This is a genomic window from Arthrobacter sp. GW460-12-1-14-TSB2 (genome assembly GCF_059423525.1).
This window is the reverse complement of the sequence record NZ_JBWKYC010000001.1, coordinates 132,669-148,075: the sequence shown is the minus strand read 5'-3', so window position 1 is coordinate 148,075 and position 15,407 is coordinate 132,669. Positions and strand designations below refer to the sequence as shown.

The following is a 15,407-nucleotide window of genomic DNA, read 5'->3' as shown; positions in this document are numbered from 1 at the left end:
GCCCCGTCCGCACGCAGCGTTACCCCGGTGTTTGCCGGAAGCTCAGGTGGTGTTGTTCGGAAGGGGCTTGAAACCTTATCGATCGTACGCGTCAACGCCGTGAGGACAAAACAACCGGCGGTCAAAGGAAAGCACGCACGGCCTCCAGCTCAGCGCGGGACAATCCACGCCTGGGCTGCGGCGAAATCAGCAGCAGGCGCGGGCCAAGGATGGAAGCCCATGCCCGGGCCTCGGTCTCGAAATCGAGCTGGTCGTCGATCCAGACGGCACGGTCCGGAGCAAACACCTCGATGTCCCGCTGCAGTGCCTGCAGTTTCCACCAGCCTTCGCCGCTGCCTAGTCCATTGCTGGCCAGCACAGGCCATTCCTGCCCGGCAAGGCCGATCGCGGGGCACAAGTAGTCCGGTGCCATTTCCTCCCAGCTGGTAAGCCAGACGCATCGGAGGCCGGGTGTCCTGGACAGTGCGTTGAGGGATTCCACGAGCTCACCGGCGTATGCGACTTCAAGCAACCCGGCGTCGGAAATTCGCCACCGGCTCCCCCAGTCCGTGGTGCCGGCCGCCCCGAACGGGCAAATCACGCCGTCCACGTCCAGGTAGAGGGAGACATTCCTCACGCCGGGGTCCTTTCCTCCAGGAGCTCCGCGTCCTTCAGATGCTCCACAAAAAACGTTACCGACGCCGGGTGGGACGGGCAACCGCCTCCGTGCCAACGGGAAAAGTGCCGGACACGGTCACGAGTCCGGCACTTCCCAGGGTGCAGCGTTAGGGCTGGAACGTAAGACTAGGCGGGGACTTTCGCCGCCGCTGCCGCATTCCGTGCCGCGGGAACTCCCTCGCCGGCCTGGCCGTACAGCCAGTCGTTGTACTGGAAGTCGTTGTCCTTCCGGCTCTTGAAGAGCAGGTTGCGCAGGGTCCGGGCAAGCCCGGAGACGTGCCAGGATTCGCCCCAGACGCGGGCAGTGCGCTGGACCCTGGCGGTCCGGCCGGCACGAATGCTGTTGAAGTCCTTGATCGCACCGTCCCAGGCTTCCGGGTTGATGCCTTCCGCGGTGAAGACGGTTCCGTTGCTGACGTCCTGCAGCACAGCGGCGTCTTCGAGGGCCTGGCAGGCACCCTGGGCGAGGTACTGGAGCATCGGGTGCGCGGCGTCGCCCATCAGCACCATCCGGCCGGCCACCCAGTTCTCGATCGGGTCGCGGTCGTACATGGGCCAGCGGATGCCGGTGGCCAGGTTCTTGAGCGCGTCCTGAACCGCCGGAACGCAGTCCTTGTAGGCCGCCTCGAGCTCGTCGACGCCGCCGTACTGCTCTTCGCCGCGCTCGAAGGAGGCGGATTTGAAGACGGCCACAGTGTTCAGCAGCTCGCCCTTGCGCAGCGGGTACTGTACGAGGTGGCAGTCCGGGCCGAGGTAGACGATGACGTCCTCGAGGTCGGTCTTGGGGGTGTTTTCGGTGATGGGCACGGTGCCGCGGTATGCCACGTAGGCCGAGGGCACCGGCTCGTCGCTGGCCACGAGCGGACGCAGGGTGGACTTGAGTCCGTCGGCGCCGATCACGACGTCGGCCTCGAAGTCCACGCCGGCCGCCGTGTGGGCCACACCGCGGCCGTTCACGGTCTCAACGCTCTCGACCATGACGTCGTTGACCAGCGTCACGCCGGCCGCTTCACAGCCTTCGAGGAGGACACGGTGCAGGTCGCTGCGGTGGATTACGACGTACGGGGCGCCGTAGCGTTCCTCGAACTCCGCGCCGAGCGTCTGGCGGGTCAGCTCCTCGCCGGTGACGGCGTCGCGGAACACCAGGTGCTTGGGCTGGACACCGATTTCCAGTGCCTTTTCCAGCAGGCCCCAGCGCCGGAGGACGCGGGAAGCGTTGGGGGCCATCTGCAGACCCGCGCCCACCTCGCCGAATTCGGGGGCACGCTCCACGAGGGTGACGTTGGCGCCGTTTTCACGCAGCGCGAGGGCTCCGGCCAGTCCGGCCATTCCCCCTCCGATGACGAGGACATCGGTGGACGTGGCGTGCTCAGACATTGCTTGCTCCTGTAGGTGAGTGTGAGGTTGAAATTTTTGACTTGAGTTTGAGGCCGACGGCGGCCAGCAGCACCGCTGCGATGGCTGCTGCCCCGGCGAAGGCGATGAAGTTGGAGTTGACGCCCATTCCGGCGGCCAGCAGGAGGCCACCCACCTGGGGTGCGACGACGGCGCCGATGCGGCCTGTCCCGAGCGCCCAGCCCAGCGCGGTGCCCCGCAGGTGTCCGGGATAGTGGCTCGCGACGGCGGCGATGATCAGGCACTGTGTGCCGTGGGTGCCGACGCCTGCAAGGACCAGCATGAGGTAGACCACGGTGACAGGAGGTCCCGTGACCAGTACCACGAGCGCACCCGCAGCGACCGCCGCGGCGGCGATCGCCGTCGGAATCGGACCGAAGCGGGTCCCGGCCCAAGCAGTAATGACTGAACCGGCCACCGCACCCAGGTTGAGGGCCAGCGCGAAGGTCAGGGCTGATCCCAGGTTGTATCCGGCCAGCTGCATGAGGTTGGGCAGCCAGGTTCCGAGTCCGTACCAGGCGAACAGGGTGGCGATCGTCGCCAGGGCGAACAGCAGGCTGACCCCCAGGTACGGGGCCCGGAGCAGGGAAGAGAAGCCGGATGGTTCCCTGATCCCGCCGACTTTGCCGGCTGCCTTGCGGGCGGCCCTGTCGGTGGGGCTGACCGGAGTCAGTGTCTCCGGGAGGTATTTCAGTCCCAACGGCACCACGATCACCAGGGCCAGGACGGCCACGAGGAACATCGACTGCCAGCCGAAGGCGGGAATCAGCTGGATGCCGACCAGTGCGGCGATTGATCCGCCGATGGGGACACCGGACATCATCAGGGTGGCGATGGTGGACCGCCACTTGGTGGGGACGAGTTCGGCAACAAGGGCGTTCGCCGACGGCACCAGGCCGCCGAGCCCGATGCCGGCAAGGAGCCGCATAACGCCGAAGACGGCAGCGTTGGGAGCGAAGGCGCAGAGGACAGTGAAGATGGAGAAAACGACGGCGCAGCCCAGGATGGTGCGGCGGCGGCCCCACGAGTCGGCCATCCGGCCGGCAAAGATCGCCCCGATCATCATGCCGAGGAAGGCCATGGATCCGATGGTCCCGGCGGTGGCCTTGTTCAGGCCCCACCCGGTCTCGGTGATCAGGGAGGACTGGACCGTCCCGTAGACGATGAGGTCATAGCCATCGAAGACCACCAGTAGCCAGCAGACGAGGACGGCGGCGGCCGAAGCTTTCGAGAACCGCGATGCAGGCCCATCAACGGTTGTGGGGGCGGAAGCCCCCGGCGAGGACCGTTGCGGCACTGCAGCGGAAGATGTGTGATTCATGCCACTACTGTCATGGCCGTGGGAGGTGAACCACAATACAATTCTGATGTGCAGAAAGAGCCAGCCCCCAAACCCGCATCCAGAGCAGTCCGGAATCCCGTGCAGAAGCGGCCCACCTATTCCATCGAGGCAGTGGACAATGCGCTGCAGCTTTTGCAGCTGCTCCGCGACGGCGGGGCGCTGCGGCTCAAGGACGCAGCGGAGGAGCTGGCCGTTGCTCCGTCCACCGCCCACCGCCTCCTGGCGATGCTGGTCTACCGCGGGTTCGCGGTGCAGGATGAAACCCGCCGCTACGTGCCAGGTCCGGCCATGGGTGTTGGGCCGGCCGGGCTGAGCTGGACCAGGCTGCTCCGCTCCCTCGCCCAGCCGCACATGGAGCTCCTGTCCGCGCAACTCAACGAGACCGTCAACCTCATGGTGCGGGTGGGCACGAAAGCGCGTTTCCTGGCCACCGTGGAAGGAAACAATGTGTTGCGAGTGGGTGACCGGCAAGGGACGGTGATGCCTGCCAACAAGACCTCCGGAGGCAAGGCCATGCTCGCCGAACTGGAAACGCCAATGATTGACCAGCTCTTCCGCAGCAACAACGCCGAAATCGGCGGCGACACCATCCCGGACGCGGAATACCCGGCGTTCCTCCGCGAGCTGGAATCCATCCGCAGCAACGGTTTCGCCGCCAATTTCGAAGGAACGGAGGAGGGGGTCAGCGCCCTCGGGATTGCCCTGCACAACCGTCACGGAAACGTGGTCGGCGCGCTCAGCGTCGCCACTCCGGCGACCCGCTTCCGCCGTGTGTTCGACGCCGGGCTCGTCCGCGCCCTGCGGGAAACCTGCCGTCAGCTGGAGATAGACATCGCGGCCAATCCGGCCGACGCGGACTAGCAATTCTGGCCAGCAGAATATGTTGGAGCTCACAGGGAAGCCCTCCGTAGAGTCGAGACACGCCAACGAACTGTTCCGCACTCACCGAGGAGGCACCTGTGTCCATCAGCGCCGAGAACACAACTCATGAATCAGTGGCCGCCAGCCACGCCCTGCCGGAGCCGACCCCGGAGGAGGCTGCGCAGCTTGAGCAGCTGTACCGGGATTTTGACCGGGAGAACCTGATCCCGTTGTGGACTGAGATCGCGGATTTGATGCCGATGGTCCCGTCCCCGAAGGCGGTGGCCCATGTGTGGCGGTGGAGCGACTTGTACCCGCTGGCGGCCCGTGCCGGTGACCTGGTCCCGGTGGGCCGTGGCGGGGAACGCCGTGCTATTGCCCTGGCGAACCCCGGCCTGGCCGGTACCCCGTATGCCACCCCGACGCTGTGGGCCGCGATCCAGTACCTTGGTGCCCGCGAGACCGCACCGGAGCACCGGCACTCGCAGAACGCGTTCCGCTTCGTCGTTGAGGGCGAGGGTGTCTGGACGGTGGTGAACGGGGATCCGGTGCGGATGTCCCGCGGGGACTTCCTGCTGACCCCGGGCTGGAACTTCCACGGCCACCACAACGACACCGATGAGCCGATGGCCTGGATCGACGGCCTGGACATCCCGTTCGTGCACTACGCCGACGCCGGGTTCTTCGAGTTCGGCACCGAGCGCGTCACGGACGAGGCCACCCCGGACATCTCCCGCTCCGAGCGGCTCTGGGCCCACCCGGGCCTGCGTCCGCTCTCGGGCCTGGATGACACCACCAGCTCCCCCATCGCCGCGTACCGGTGGGAATACACCGACCGGGCCCTGACCGAGCAGCTGCTGCTGGAGGACGAGGGCCACCCGGCCACCGTGTCCCAGGGCCACGCCGCCGTCCGGTACACGAACCCGACCACGGGCGGGGATGTGATGCCCACCATCCGGGCCGAATTCCACCGCCTCCGCGCCGGCGCGACCACTGAAGCGGTCCGCGAGGTCGGCTCCAGCGTCTGGCAGGTCTTCGAAGGCACCGGCACCGCCACCCTGAACGGCGAGGTCAGGACCCTGGAGAAGGGTGACCTCTTCGTTGTCCCGTCCTGGGCCGAATGGTCCCTGCAGGCCGGCGCCGGCTCGAACGCAACCTTTGACCTGTTCCGCTTCAGCGACGCCCCGATCTTTGAACGACTGAACTTCAACCGCACCTACATCGAAGGACGCACCAAGTAATGAGACTCCTCACCCTCCGCACCCCCGCCGGCAACGCTAACGGCACCGTGGCTGTCCGCCAGGACGGGACCACCCTGACCGAGATCGACGGGTTCGCCGACGTCGGGGAACTCCTGAAGGATTCCGCATGGGAAGAGAAAGCGAAGGCCGCCACCGGGGCGACGCACCCGCTCGAAGGCGCGGACCTGGCTCCCGTGGTTCCGTTCCCGGGCAAGATCATCTGCGTGGGCCACAACTACCGGAACCACATCAAGGAAATGGGCCGGGAGATACCGGAGTACCCCACCCTGTTCGCGAAGTACCAGGAATCCCTGATCGGCCCGAACGATGACCTGGCCCTGCCGCAGGAATCGGACACCGTGGACTGGGAAGCCGAACTCGCCGTGGTGATCGGTAAGAAGGGCCGCCGGATCAGCGAAGCGGACGCCAAGGACCACATCGCCGGGTACTCGGTGCTGAACGATGTATCCATGCGCGACTACCAGTTCCGCACCATCCAGTGGCTCCAGGGCAAGACCTGGGAGAAGTCCACCCCGTTCGGCCCCGCCCTGGTCACGCAGGATGAGTTCACCGCAGGTCCCCTGATGACCTCGGCCGTGGACGGCGAAGTCCAGCAAAGCACCCCCACCGGGGACCTGGTGTTCACCCCGGAGTTCCTGGTCTCCTACATCTCCACGATCATCACGCTGAACCCGGGCGATGTGATCGCCACCGGCACCCCGGGAGGTGTGGGCCACGCCCAGGACCCCAAGCGCTACCTGCAGGAAGGCCAGATCCTGGTCACCACCATCGAGGGCCTGGGCCAGCTGAGCAACCGCGTGGTCAAGGAAGCCTGATGGTCGCCCGCCACGACCAGACCACGGACCCTGCCCTGCTCGAGGGTTTGCTGCAGGCACGGCGGGGCACGGCGTTTTTCGCCCGCAAGCTCAACGAGCTCACCGACGCGGACCTGGACGGGGATTCGCTGCTGCCGGGCTGGACCCGGCGGCACGTGACGGCCCACATCGGCTACAACGCGCGGGCCATCGCGCGGCTCATCGAGTGGGCAGCCACCGGCGTGGAGACGCCCATGTACGCCTCCACGTCGGTGCGCGACCACGAAATCAACTTCGGCGCCACCCTTCCGCCGATCGCGCTGCGGCACCTGTTCGACCACTCCGCGGTGCACCTGAACGTCGAATGGCGGGACCTCCCGGCAGGAGCCTGGCACCACAAAGTCAAAACAGCCCAAGGCCGGATCGTCCCGGCCGAGGAAACCGTCTGGATGCGCACCCGTGAAGTCTGGGTCCACGCCGTGGACCTGGACAACGGCGCCAGCTTCCGGGACATCCCCGCCCCCGTCCTCGAACGGCTCCTGAAGGACATCACCGGAGCCTGGCACACCCGCGGCACCGACACCGGACTACTCATCAGGGTGACTGGCACAGACCTGACGTTCGGCGACACCAGCGCGGAGAACCCAACACTGATCACCGGCCCGCTCGCGCCCATCACCCAATGGGCCACCGGACGCGGCACCCAGGGCGTGCGAGCAACAAGCACCACAGCAACAGCCGGCACAGCGGCGGATGCCGCGGCACCGGCGTCGGACGCTGACCTGCCCGAAGTACCCCCAGCACCCAAATGGATCTAGCACCCCGGCGGATCTAGGCCGCACGTGGATCCGGGGCGCATAACCTGACACCCAAGAACGGTCAGCGAGGCGGGCAACTGGTTCCGGACGCGAAGGCGGCCCCCCCCCCCGAGGGGGCCGCCACTTTTCGTGCACCGGAGGTGTGCCTGCTATTCCTCGTGCTTGATCTTGTGCACCCGGGTGACCACCGTGGGACACGGGACCCGCAGCAGGACCGCGTGGGCGGTGGAACCGAGCAGGAGCCTGCTGAACCCGCCGCGTCCGCGGCTGCCGATCACCAGGAGCCGCGCGTTCGCGGCGGCCTCCACGAGGGCCTTGGCCGGATCAGTGTCCTTGTCGAGCACCTGGTTCACCACCAAGTCCGGGTACTTGTCCCGCAGCCCGGCGACCGATTCGGCGAGCACGATTTTGTCCTCTTCCTCAATGACTTCAGCCAGGCCGCTCGCAGGCATCCCGCTCTGGACCCAGCGGGCGGGGCGCCGGAACGCCAGCAGGGCGGTCAGCTCATCCCCTTCGCGGTCGGCTTCCGCCGCGGCAAACGCCACAGCCTGCAGGGACTCCTCCGAGCCGTCCACGCCCACTACGACGCCGCGTCCCTGCGGCCCCTGGGCCTGCGGTATGACTGCCACGGGGCTGTCGGACGCGGTAACGACCTGAAGGGCGCGGTCCGTCATGGGTCCTCCGTCGGCCCAGTGGCGGTGGTGTGAGCCGATGACCAGCATGGCGGCCTCTTTGGATATTTCCTTCAGGGCTGAGCCTGCGCTTCCGTGCCGCAACTGCACATCGACGGCAACGCCTGGTTCCTTCTTGGCGGCATCCTCCTGGACCTGCCTTAGCAACTCCATGCCTGATTCCCTGATCAGTTCGTGATACTGGAAGTCCGGCGACATCCACCGGTCGTCCACTGCATGGACTGCAATAACCGGGAGCTTAAGCTTGGCCGCCCGGTGCAGCGACCACGACATTGCGGCCTCACTTCCCGCGGAGCCGTTGATGCCGACGACGATTGGTTTGCTCATTCGAATCCTGCTCTTCTCCATCGCGTTTTCGGATCAGCACGCCGATGGCCGCTGACACCTTCAGTGTGCTCCGGGGGCCGAGGCAGGGGTTAGGGCCTTAAGCCCCTCACCGGCTGCTGCGCCCCGCGCGTAGCGTCAGCCCCATGGAGGACACCCGGGCGGACCCCGCCGCCCCCGCACGGCCAAAGCCGTTCCTTCGCCGCTGGTTCCTGTGGGTCACACTCGGTGAGAGTGTGGGCTTCGTGGCTCCCGCCGTCGTCGCGGTCTTCGTGATAATTCCGGATACGGCCGGAGCCTTGGCGTGGCTGGCCGTGGCAGGTGTCGCGGAAGGCACAGTCCTGGGACTCGCCCAGGCACACGTGCTGAAGCGGCAGCTGCCCGGGCTCCGTGTGCGCTCGTGGACCGTCCGCACCGCCACCGGTGCGGCGCTGGCTTGGATCATCGGGCTTGCGCCCAGCACTTTCGCAGAACAATGGCAGGCCTGGCCGCCGGTCCTGCAACTCGCCGTCGCAGTGCCCGGAGCCTTGCTGCTGCTCTGTTCGATCGGCCTGGCGCAGTGGCCTGAACTGCGCCGCCACCTCGCCCACAGCGGATGGTGGGTGGGCGGGAATGCACTGGCATGGTGCGTCGGGCTGGGACTGTTCTTCGCCGTCGCACCTCCGCTGTGGCAGCCGGGACAGCATCCGACGACGGTAATCGCCATTGGTGTCGCGGCCGCCGTCCTGATGGCGGCCGGCATGGCGCTGCTGACCGGCCTGGTGATGGACCGGCTGCTGGCGGCGAGGGGATGACCCGCGTGCGGCGGGATCCGGCAGCTGCTGCTAACGCCGGCGAGCGCTTGCGGTTGTCGGGCGGCATGGCCGGATTGGTGTCGGCAGCGCTCGGCATAGCGGGCGGATCCATGGAAGTACTCCTCACCGGACCGTGGCCAGCTGCCTCCGATGCCGGCTACGCGGGACGCTGGCAGGGATCGCGTTCACGGCAGGGGTGCTGGGCGCTGGCTTGAACATCCTGGGCCAGGCTGGCCAGATCACGCTGACCCTGCCGTCGCAGGCCGCGGTGGCACAGGGGGTGGCCGCCGCCGTCGCGGATCTGTGCCTCGTCACGCTTGCCCTGGCGAACCTGCCCGCCGGGGTGATGTTCACCGCCATTGCTGTGTTGTCGCTGCGGATGAAGGCATCTCCCGCGGCCCTGGGCTGGATCGCCGCCTTTGCGGCGGCCGCATCGTTCCTGTCCGCGCTGTCTGTGATACCGCAGAGCGGGCCGCTGTCCCCCATGGGCTGGCTGACCACCCTGCTCCGGCTGGCGCCGCTGCTCTGGTACGTTCCGGCGGCCGTCCTGATGATGAGGGGACCCTCCTGACGCGGGGCTCTTCCGGACGCAGGCCCTTCCTGACGCAGCGCCCCTCCTGACGCAGGCCCTTCCTGACGCAGCGCTCAGCCCGACGGGGGGCTCTTCCGGACGCAGGCCCTTCCTGACGCAGCGCTCAGCCCGTCGGGGCGCCGCCGGAAACACCGGGCACGCCGGCGACAACAAAGGCGGAATTTCAGAAGCCGGTGGGTTCCGTTTCGAACTCCGGCTCGCTTGGCGCAGCTTCGTGATGGAGCGGACGAAGTGCCGAGGTCCGCTCCAGCCAGATCAGCGCGTCGTAGCGACCTCCCATCCGGGTGGGGACGTAATTCCCGTGTTCACTGGCCGGCCGGTAGACAACCCCGATGGCCCGGTGTCCCAGCCAGGCCGACAGCCACGGCCCGGACCTGTCCCTGCCGAATTCCAGCAAAGCCGGTGCGCCCAGCGCCTTGTGCAGCAGGTCCTCATGGCTGCCGGTCCGCGCCTCCGGTACCTTGAGCACCCGTTCCGGGGAACCCCACCCGTCGGCAGCCATCACCGTTCCCGCGTAGGACGCCAGCCCCACCAGGGTCACGCCCTCGGTGCCGTGGCGCTCGCGGAGCAGCTGGCCCACGTTCACCAGCCCGTCCCGCGCCATGTCCGTGGCCCGTGCATCCCCCACGTGCGTGTTGTGCTCCCAGATGATGCCCTTAGACGCCGGGCCCAGATGCGCGCTGAGCCGGTCCACCGTGTCCGCCATGTGATGGTCCCGGACATTCCAGGACTCGCGGTTCCCCCGCACCATGATGCGGTAGTAGTGTTCGGCGTTGGCGGCGACCATGGCGTTCTGCACGGCGTCGAAGGCTTCGTCACTTTCGACGCGTGGTTCATGGTCCCGTAGTGACAGTGCCCGGTTGCGTACCTCGCTGAGCAGTGCAACGACGTCCGCCTCGCAGGACTCCGGAACCAGCCGGGTGCGCCAGGCGTACTGGTGCGGGTCCTCGTGATGCGGAAGGAAGCACTGCCATGCGCGCATGGCAGCAGGAACGGCGTCGGGCTCATTTTCCTGGAGCCAGCCGATGATTTCCCGCAGTGAATCCCACAGCGAGTAGACGTCCAGGCCGTAGAAGCCAACGCGTTCCGCCAGGGGGCGCTCCAGGTTCCAGCCGCGCAGCCAGTCCAGGAATCCCGCCACTTCTTCGTTGGCCCACATCCACGTGGGCCAGCGCTCGAACCCGGCGAGCATCGCGTGGACTCCGGCGTCCAGCCCGCTTTGTCCCCGAACCCAGCGGTTGATCCGCCAGCAGTCCGGCCAGTCACCCTCGACTCCGATCCAGCTGTACCCCTGCTCCTCGATCAGCCGCATGGTCAGGCGGGCCCGGACGGTGTAGTACTCATGGGTGCCATGGGATGCTTCGCCGATCGCCACAAACCGGCCGGAGCCGGCTTTGTGGACCAGCCCGTCAAGGTCCCTGAGCCCGCTCAGCGGCCGGGCCAGGGAACGGATCTCGTCCAGCATGCTCAGGCCGGCACGGTTTTCGGTGGTCACGTCGGGTCCTCGAGGGAGATGCCTTCGAGGTACTCCGGGACGCGCACCCGCCAGCCGAGTTCCCGCTTGATCCGGACCCGGAGGGCATCGGACGCTTCCGGCTCGCCGTGGGTGATGTATGTCATCCGCGGTTCCCGCTCGGCGGCCTTCATCCACTCGATCAGCCCGTCGGCATCCGCATGCGCTGACAGGCTCTCCATCTGGATCACTTCGGCCCGGATGCGGATGTCCTCCCCATAGATCCGGAGCTGCCGTTCGCCGGCGGCGAGCGCGGCGCCGCGGGTTCCGCCCGCCTGGTACCCGCTGAGGATGATGGCGTTCTTCGGATCTGATCCGTATTCGGCGATGTGGTGCAGGATCCTGCCACCGGTGAGCATGCCGCTGGCGGAGATGATCACCATGGGGCCGCCGCGGAGGTTGAGCAGCTTCGAATCGTCCACGGTGCGGGTCATCTTGGCCACTTTGTACATGTCCTCGTATTCCCGATGCTTGAGCCGGTGTTCATCGGGGTGGCGCTGGTACATCCCGGAAGCGTCGATGGCCATGGGACTGTTGAGGTACACGGGGATGTCCGGAATCGCGTTCTTGCTGCGGAGCCGGGCCAGGTGCAGCATCAGTGTCTCCGCCCGTCCCACGGCGAAGGCGGCAATCATGATGACGCCGTTTTTCTTCGCCACGCGGGTGATGATCTCTCCCAGTTGCAGTTCCGGATCCAGGCTGGAGTGCTTGCGGTTTCCGTACGTGGACTCCGTCACCAGAATGTCAGCGGCACCCAGTCCGCGGGGAGGAAACATCAGGGGGTCGTCGGTGCGGCCGAGGTCTCCGGTGAAGTGAACGGAGTGCTGGCCGACGTCGAGCCGGATCTGGGCAGCCCCCAGAATATGGCCGGCCGGCAGGAACGTCGCCGAGATTCCCCCTCCCAGTTCCAGCGGGGCATCGAATCCCTGTTCCCGGAAACTGTCGAGCGACCTGACCGCGTCCGCGGCCGTATAGAGCGGTACCGGCGGGCTGTGCCTGGACGATCCCCGCTGGTAGGCGTATTTGGCTTCCTCTTCCTGCAGGTAGCCACTGTCGGGCAGGAGAAGGGTACACAGTTCAGTGGTGCCTTCGGTGGCATACACCGGCCCGGCGAAGCCGTCCCGGACGAGGGCGGGGACATAGCCGGTGTGGTCAAGGTGCGCATGGGTCAGCAGCACGGCATCAATGGAGCGCGGCTGGACCGGGAACGGAACCCGGTTCCGGTCCCGGAGCAACTTGTAGCCTTGGAAGAGCCCGCAGTCCACGAGGATGCGTCTCCCGCCTGCTTCCACCAGGTATCTTGAACCGGTCACGCTGTCCGTGGCTCCGAGGAACCGGAGTTGCGGGTGTCGGTCTCTCATGGTGCTCCCTGTTCCCGTCGGGCAGCGTTCCCGTAGCCGGGATGTATCTCCTAGCTTCCGCTTCTTCCCGGTGGCCACGTAGGGCCGAAAGTCATGGCTGCCCCGGTGCGAGCCTTGCGGGCGACGGAAGGGACCGCTGAACGTCCCTCAACACGGAAAATTCAGCGGTCCCCTGCGATCTGACGACGATGAAGAACCACCCTTCCTAAAGGAAGATATCGCGGGCCACTCCCATGATGATTCGGTCGCCTGGAGTCGATTTCCTAAGGAAGTCCTCAACTGCCCAGTCATCAAGTGCAATGCATCCGGCTGTCGGGACCTTGTGTTCGTGCAGGAAGATGGCAAACCCTGCGTCTTGGACAATTTCCGAATCCGGCGGGCGGTTGTAGTTGATGACGGCCCCCTGGCGGTAGTCGTGCGATGCTCCGGTCGCGAAATACCACATGTTCTCGTCGTACCCCACCCACGACGTGGACTCGAAGTACTTGTTGTATGTTGCCGTCCACGGGTTGCCGCCCCACCGCGAATTGGGATTGAGGGTGCGGTAAGGCAGTGCAGTCCCGGGATTACCCAGTCCGAAAGCTTCCGTTACGGTATAGGAGCCTGTGGGCGAGTAGTTGTAGCGCGTTGGCCCTGACGGGACTCCCGGGGGCTTAAAGCCAGCCGCACCCACTCTCCCGTCCGTTCGCCAGTCCGTCACATACGTACCCGCCACGCGCTGACAATAGGCGACTGTGGCGTATGACTGTCCGTAATCGCCGGCGAAGGTGAGAGTGACACGATTCGCGTTCCCGGTGGGGTATTTGATCCGGCCGTCGTTCAGCGTCGTGCATTCCGTGTGCCGGTAATCCCTGGTGATACCCGATATCCAAGTGAGGTAACCGCCCTGGAACGCTTGGACGCATGAGGATCCTGCACAGGTCTCCGGGGCCGTCGGGTAGCCGAGGTAGCTCCGGTGCCACCCCATGGCTTCATATTTAGACTTGATACCTCCGCTGACCGGCTGCGCGCCGCTGGAGGGCGACCAGAAGATCAGGCCGCCCTTGAACCATTGATAACACCCGCCGTTGGGCTGATTACAAACTTCGCCGGCCAGGGGGTAGCCGAGACCACCGGAGACGCCTCCCAGACCATCGAACCGGCTCTTGATCGCGCCGTTGGTCGCATGTGCGCCGGTCGTCGCTGACCAGTAGATGCTCCCGCCCTGATACTCCTGCCAGCACCCTGGCCCTGGGAGGTCGCAAGCTTCTTCCGACACCGGATAGCCCAAGTCACCGCGTTCAAGTCCACGGGTCAGCCAAGCCCCTCGGATGGCGCCCAGAGTGATGTGTGCACCGCTCGCAGCGGACCACACAATGACGCCGCCTTGGTAGACCTGATAGCAGCCATCTCGTGTGAGACCGCAAATTTCCTTCGAGAGAGGATAGCCAAGGCGGCCGGCCTCAGAGCCGTTGCCTGCGTAAAGCCCGCCGATTGCTCCCGGTTCCCACACACCGTAGGCCCCTGAAGCAGCCGACCACAAGATTCGCAATCGTCCGAACTCCTGTACACAGCCCTGTGTCGGAAGATTGCACAACTCGTCGGATGTCGGGTATCCAATGACCCCGTAACCTCCGTAAATCCGATGCACGGCGTTGCCAATAGCACCGTGCGTGCTTCCGAAGCCTGATTCAGCCGTCCACGTAATGTCCGCCCCTCGCGAGAATCTCTGAAAGCACCCCAGGGTGTCACAGGCCTCGCCAGAAACGGGGTATCCGAATGCGGTTAGTCCACCGGACAGTTTCCATTGTTGTCCTGTTTTGCCGGACTCAAAAAGAACAGCGTGCGCGCCTGTTGTGGGCGTGTAGTAGATATTTCCGCCAACGAAGGTCTCGACGCAAAGAGCAGCGGCGTCACATTGCTCGTTTGACGTGGGTTCGCCCAACGGACCATCTGCACCACCCAGTTGGATCCACTTCTGGCCGATGGCCCCGAACGGTGTGAACGGACCTGCTGCCGCCGAACCCGTCTGGATAGCTGCGGCCGGCGTTGGGTCCGGAGCTTCAGTTGGCGGCGCCTCGGAAGCCGGTGTGGACGGATCAGTCGATGCAGTTGGCGCCGGTGTCCGTTCAACCGGATCCGATGGACTCGCGTCGCCGCGCCCGGCATTGTTCGTTGCCGCCGAAACCGTAGGTTCGGCCGTCGCTACTGTTCCCTGTTCTGACGGCGGTTCCGATGACGGCGTTGCAGGAAGAGGCGTCGTCGCGTCGGCCATAGGTGCCACGCCCATCAGCACCATTGCCGAAAGGAGTATGGCTGCAATCATACGGTCCAGCTTCAATGTGGGAGTCGGCGTCATTTTGAGACCACCGCCTCGCATTTTGCGTCAGCCGGAGCGTTCGTGGCGAACGCGTCCGCCCGGATATTTTCCTTGGATCCAGCCGCCACAAGTTTTTCGATCATCGCGTGGCCCGCGACACTACTTGTTGTGCCCACCGCCACCGCCACGGTGTATTTGACGGGTTCGGAACCCGTGTTGGATAGCGTGCCCGAAAAGGACCAGACGCCGTTGCCGTCCGCTTCGCAGCCCACATCAGTCAAGGCCTCAGTGGCGATGAAGTCCGTAGCCGCCGGCGTTGCGCTCGTCGACGGAGGCCCCTGAACCGAGCCCGTTGGTGACGGACTATCGGTGATTAGGCCAGGACTGGCCTGCGATGCCGTCGGCGGATTGACTGACGGCGGACTACTACAGGCGGTGAGCGCAAACAGACCCGCCGCGCAGCCCCCAATAAGCGGTGCCCAGTTCTGCATTATTCCTCCATAGCTAGGACTGGCCCCTCCCCGGCCATTAGTTTCCCGGGAGGGACCAGCGATAGTGGGGACATTATCAGATTGAACGACCCAGGTAACCCATTGATTCTCTAAAAAATTGGACTTTTCTCAGGTCGAAATTGGTGTTTGCAACTTTCATTGAAGTTAATTACTAAACTTTCTTGCTATAACCTTTCAGTTTTTATGCTTCC

At 65.6% G+C, this 15,407-nt stretch carries 15 protein-coding genes; 7 read left to right on the top strand and 8 right to left on the bottom strand.

What is annotated here, in order from left to right; translation table 11 throughout:
* Positions 1 to 121: 121 nt before the first annotated feature.
* From AC07YR_RS00720 to AC07YR_RS00710, 3 genes are all read right to left on the bottom strand, one after another.
* On the bottom strand, positions 122 to 616 hold the full coding sequence (locus AC07YR_RS00720) for an HAD domain-containing protein (RefSeq protein WP_494732794.1): 495 nt from the start codon (positions 614 to 616) through the stop codon (positions 122 to 124).
* A gap of 167 nt (positions 617 to 783) precedes the next feature.
* Entirely contained in the window at positions 784 to 2,034 is a 1,251-nt protein-coding gene (locus tag AC07YR_RS00715) for an FAD-dependent oxidoreductase (protein ID WP_055805985.1), read from the bottom strand.
* On the bottom strand, positions 2,027 to 3,373 hold the full coding sequence (locus AC07YR_RS00710) for an MFS transporter (protein WP_494732793.1): 1,347 nt from the start codon (positions 3,371 to 3,373) through the stop codon (positions 2,027 to 2,029). Before AC07YR_RS00710 ends, AC07YR_RS00715 begins: the two co-directional genes overlap by 8 nt.
* Before the next feature lie 48 nt (positions 3,374 to 3,421).
* On the opposite strand from AC07YR_RS00710, the gene AC07YR_RS00705 reads away from it, so the two are divergent.
* From AC07YR_RS00705 to AC07YR_RS00690, 4 genes are all read left to right on the top strand, one after another.
* On the top strand, positions 3,422 to 4,255 hold the full coding sequence (locus tag AC07YR_RS00705; RefSeq protein WP_494732792.1) for an IclR family transcriptional regulator: 834 nt from the start codon (positions 3,422 to 3,424) through the stop codon (positions 4,253 to 4,255).
* 98 nt (positions 4,256 to 4,353) lie between these two features.
* Positions 4,354 to 5,496: a cupin domain-containing protein gene (locus AC07YR_RS00700; RefSeq protein WP_494732791.1), complete on the top strand. Its 1,143-nt coding sequence runs from the start codon at positions 4,354 to 4,356 to the stop codon at positions 5,494 to 5,496.
* Complete coding sequence (locus AC07YR_RS00695; RefSeq protein WP_494732790.1) at positions 5,496 to 6,332, top strand: fumarylacetoacetate hydrolase family protein; 837 nt, start codon at positions 5,496 to 5,498, stop codon at positions 6,330 to 6,332. Before AC07YR_RS00700 ends, AC07YR_RS00695 begins: the two co-directional genes overlap by 1 nt.
* Positions 6,332 to 7,129, top strand: a complete 798-nt coding sequence (locus tag AC07YR_RS00690; protein WP_494732789.1) for a maleylpyruvate isomerase family mycothiol-dependent enzyme — start codon at positions 6,332 to 6,334, stop codon at positions 7,127 to 7,129. The genes AC07YR_RS00695 and AC07YR_RS00690 overlap by 1 nt, the downstream gene beginning before the upstream one ends.
* 149 nt (positions 7,130 to 7,278) lie before the next feature.
* Here AC07YR_RS00690 and AC07YR_RS00685 read toward each other — a convergent pair whose 3' ends face one another.
* On the bottom strand, positions 7,279 to 8,148 hold the full coding sequence (locus tag AC07YR_RS00685) for a universal stress protein (RefSeq protein WP_494732788.1): 870 nt from the start codon (positions 8,146 to 8,148) through the stop codon (positions 7,279 to 7,281).
* A gap of 143 nt (positions 8,149 to 8,291) precedes the next feature.
* On the opposite strand from AC07YR_RS00685, the gene AC07YR_RS00680 reads away from it, so the two are divergent.
* The 3 genes from AC07YR_RS00680 to AC07YR_RS00670 are packed head-to-tail and all read left to right on the top strand — an operon-like array spanning position 8,292 to position 9,510.
* The gene (locus AC07YR_RS00680; RefSeq protein WP_436057613.1) at positions 8,292 to 8,939 is read left to right on the top strand and encodes a hypothetical protein; all 648 of its coding nucleotides are present in this window, start codon (positions 8,292 to 8,294) and stop codon (positions 8,937 to 8,939) included.
* Positions 8,936 to 9,154: a hypothetical protein gene (locus AC07YR_RS00675; RefSeq protein ID WP_494732787.1), complete on the top strand. Its 219-nt coding sequence runs from the start codon at positions 8,936 to 8,938 to the stop codon at positions 9,152 to 9,154. Before AC07YR_RS00680 ends, AC07YR_RS00675 begins: the two co-directional genes overlap by 4 nt.
* Positions 9,151 to 9,510 carry a hypothetical protein gene (locus AC07YR_RS00670; protein WP_494732786.1) on the top strand — a complete coding sequence of 120 codons (360 nt, stop codon included), beginning with the start codon at positions 9,151 to 9,153 and terminating at the stop codon, positions 9,508 to 9,510. The genes AC07YR_RS00675 and AC07YR_RS00670 overlap by 4 nt, the downstream gene beginning before the upstream one ends.
* A gap of 184 nt (positions 9,511 to 9,694) precedes the next feature.
* Here AC07YR_RS00670 and AC07YR_RS00665 read toward each other — a convergent pair whose 3' ends face one another.
* The 4 genes from AC07YR_RS00665 to AC07YR_RS00650 form a co-directional block, all read right to left on the bottom strand.
* Positions 9,695 to 11,026: an erythromycin esterase family protein gene (locus AC07YR_RS00665; protein ID WP_436057611.1), complete on the bottom strand. Its 1,332-nt coding sequence runs from the start codon at positions 11,024 to 11,026 to the stop codon at positions 9,695 to 9,697.
* Positions 11,023 to 12,405, bottom strand: coding sequence for an MBL fold metallo-hydrolase RNA specificity domain-containing protein (locus AC07YR_RS00660; RefSeq protein ID WP_436057610.1), 1,383 nt, complete (start codon positions 12,403 to 12,405; stop codon positions 11,023 to 11,025). The genes AC07YR_RS00665 and AC07YR_RS00660 overlap by 4 nt, the downstream gene beginning before the upstream one ends.
* A gap of 205 nt (positions 12,406 to 12,610) precedes the next feature.
* Entirely contained in the window at positions 12,611 to 14,743 is a 2,133-nt protein-coding gene (locus AC07YR_RS00655) for a L,D-transpeptidase family protein (RefSeq protein ID WP_494732785.1), read from the bottom strand.
* A complete protein-coding gene (locus AC07YR_RS00650; protein ID WP_436057608.1) occupies positions 14,740 to 15,195 on the bottom strand; it encodes a hypothetical protein in 456 nt (151 codons plus the stop codon). Before AC07YR_RS00650 ends, AC07YR_RS00655 begins: the two co-directional genes overlap by 4 nt.
* Positions 15,196 to 15,407 lie beyond the last annotated feature (212 nt).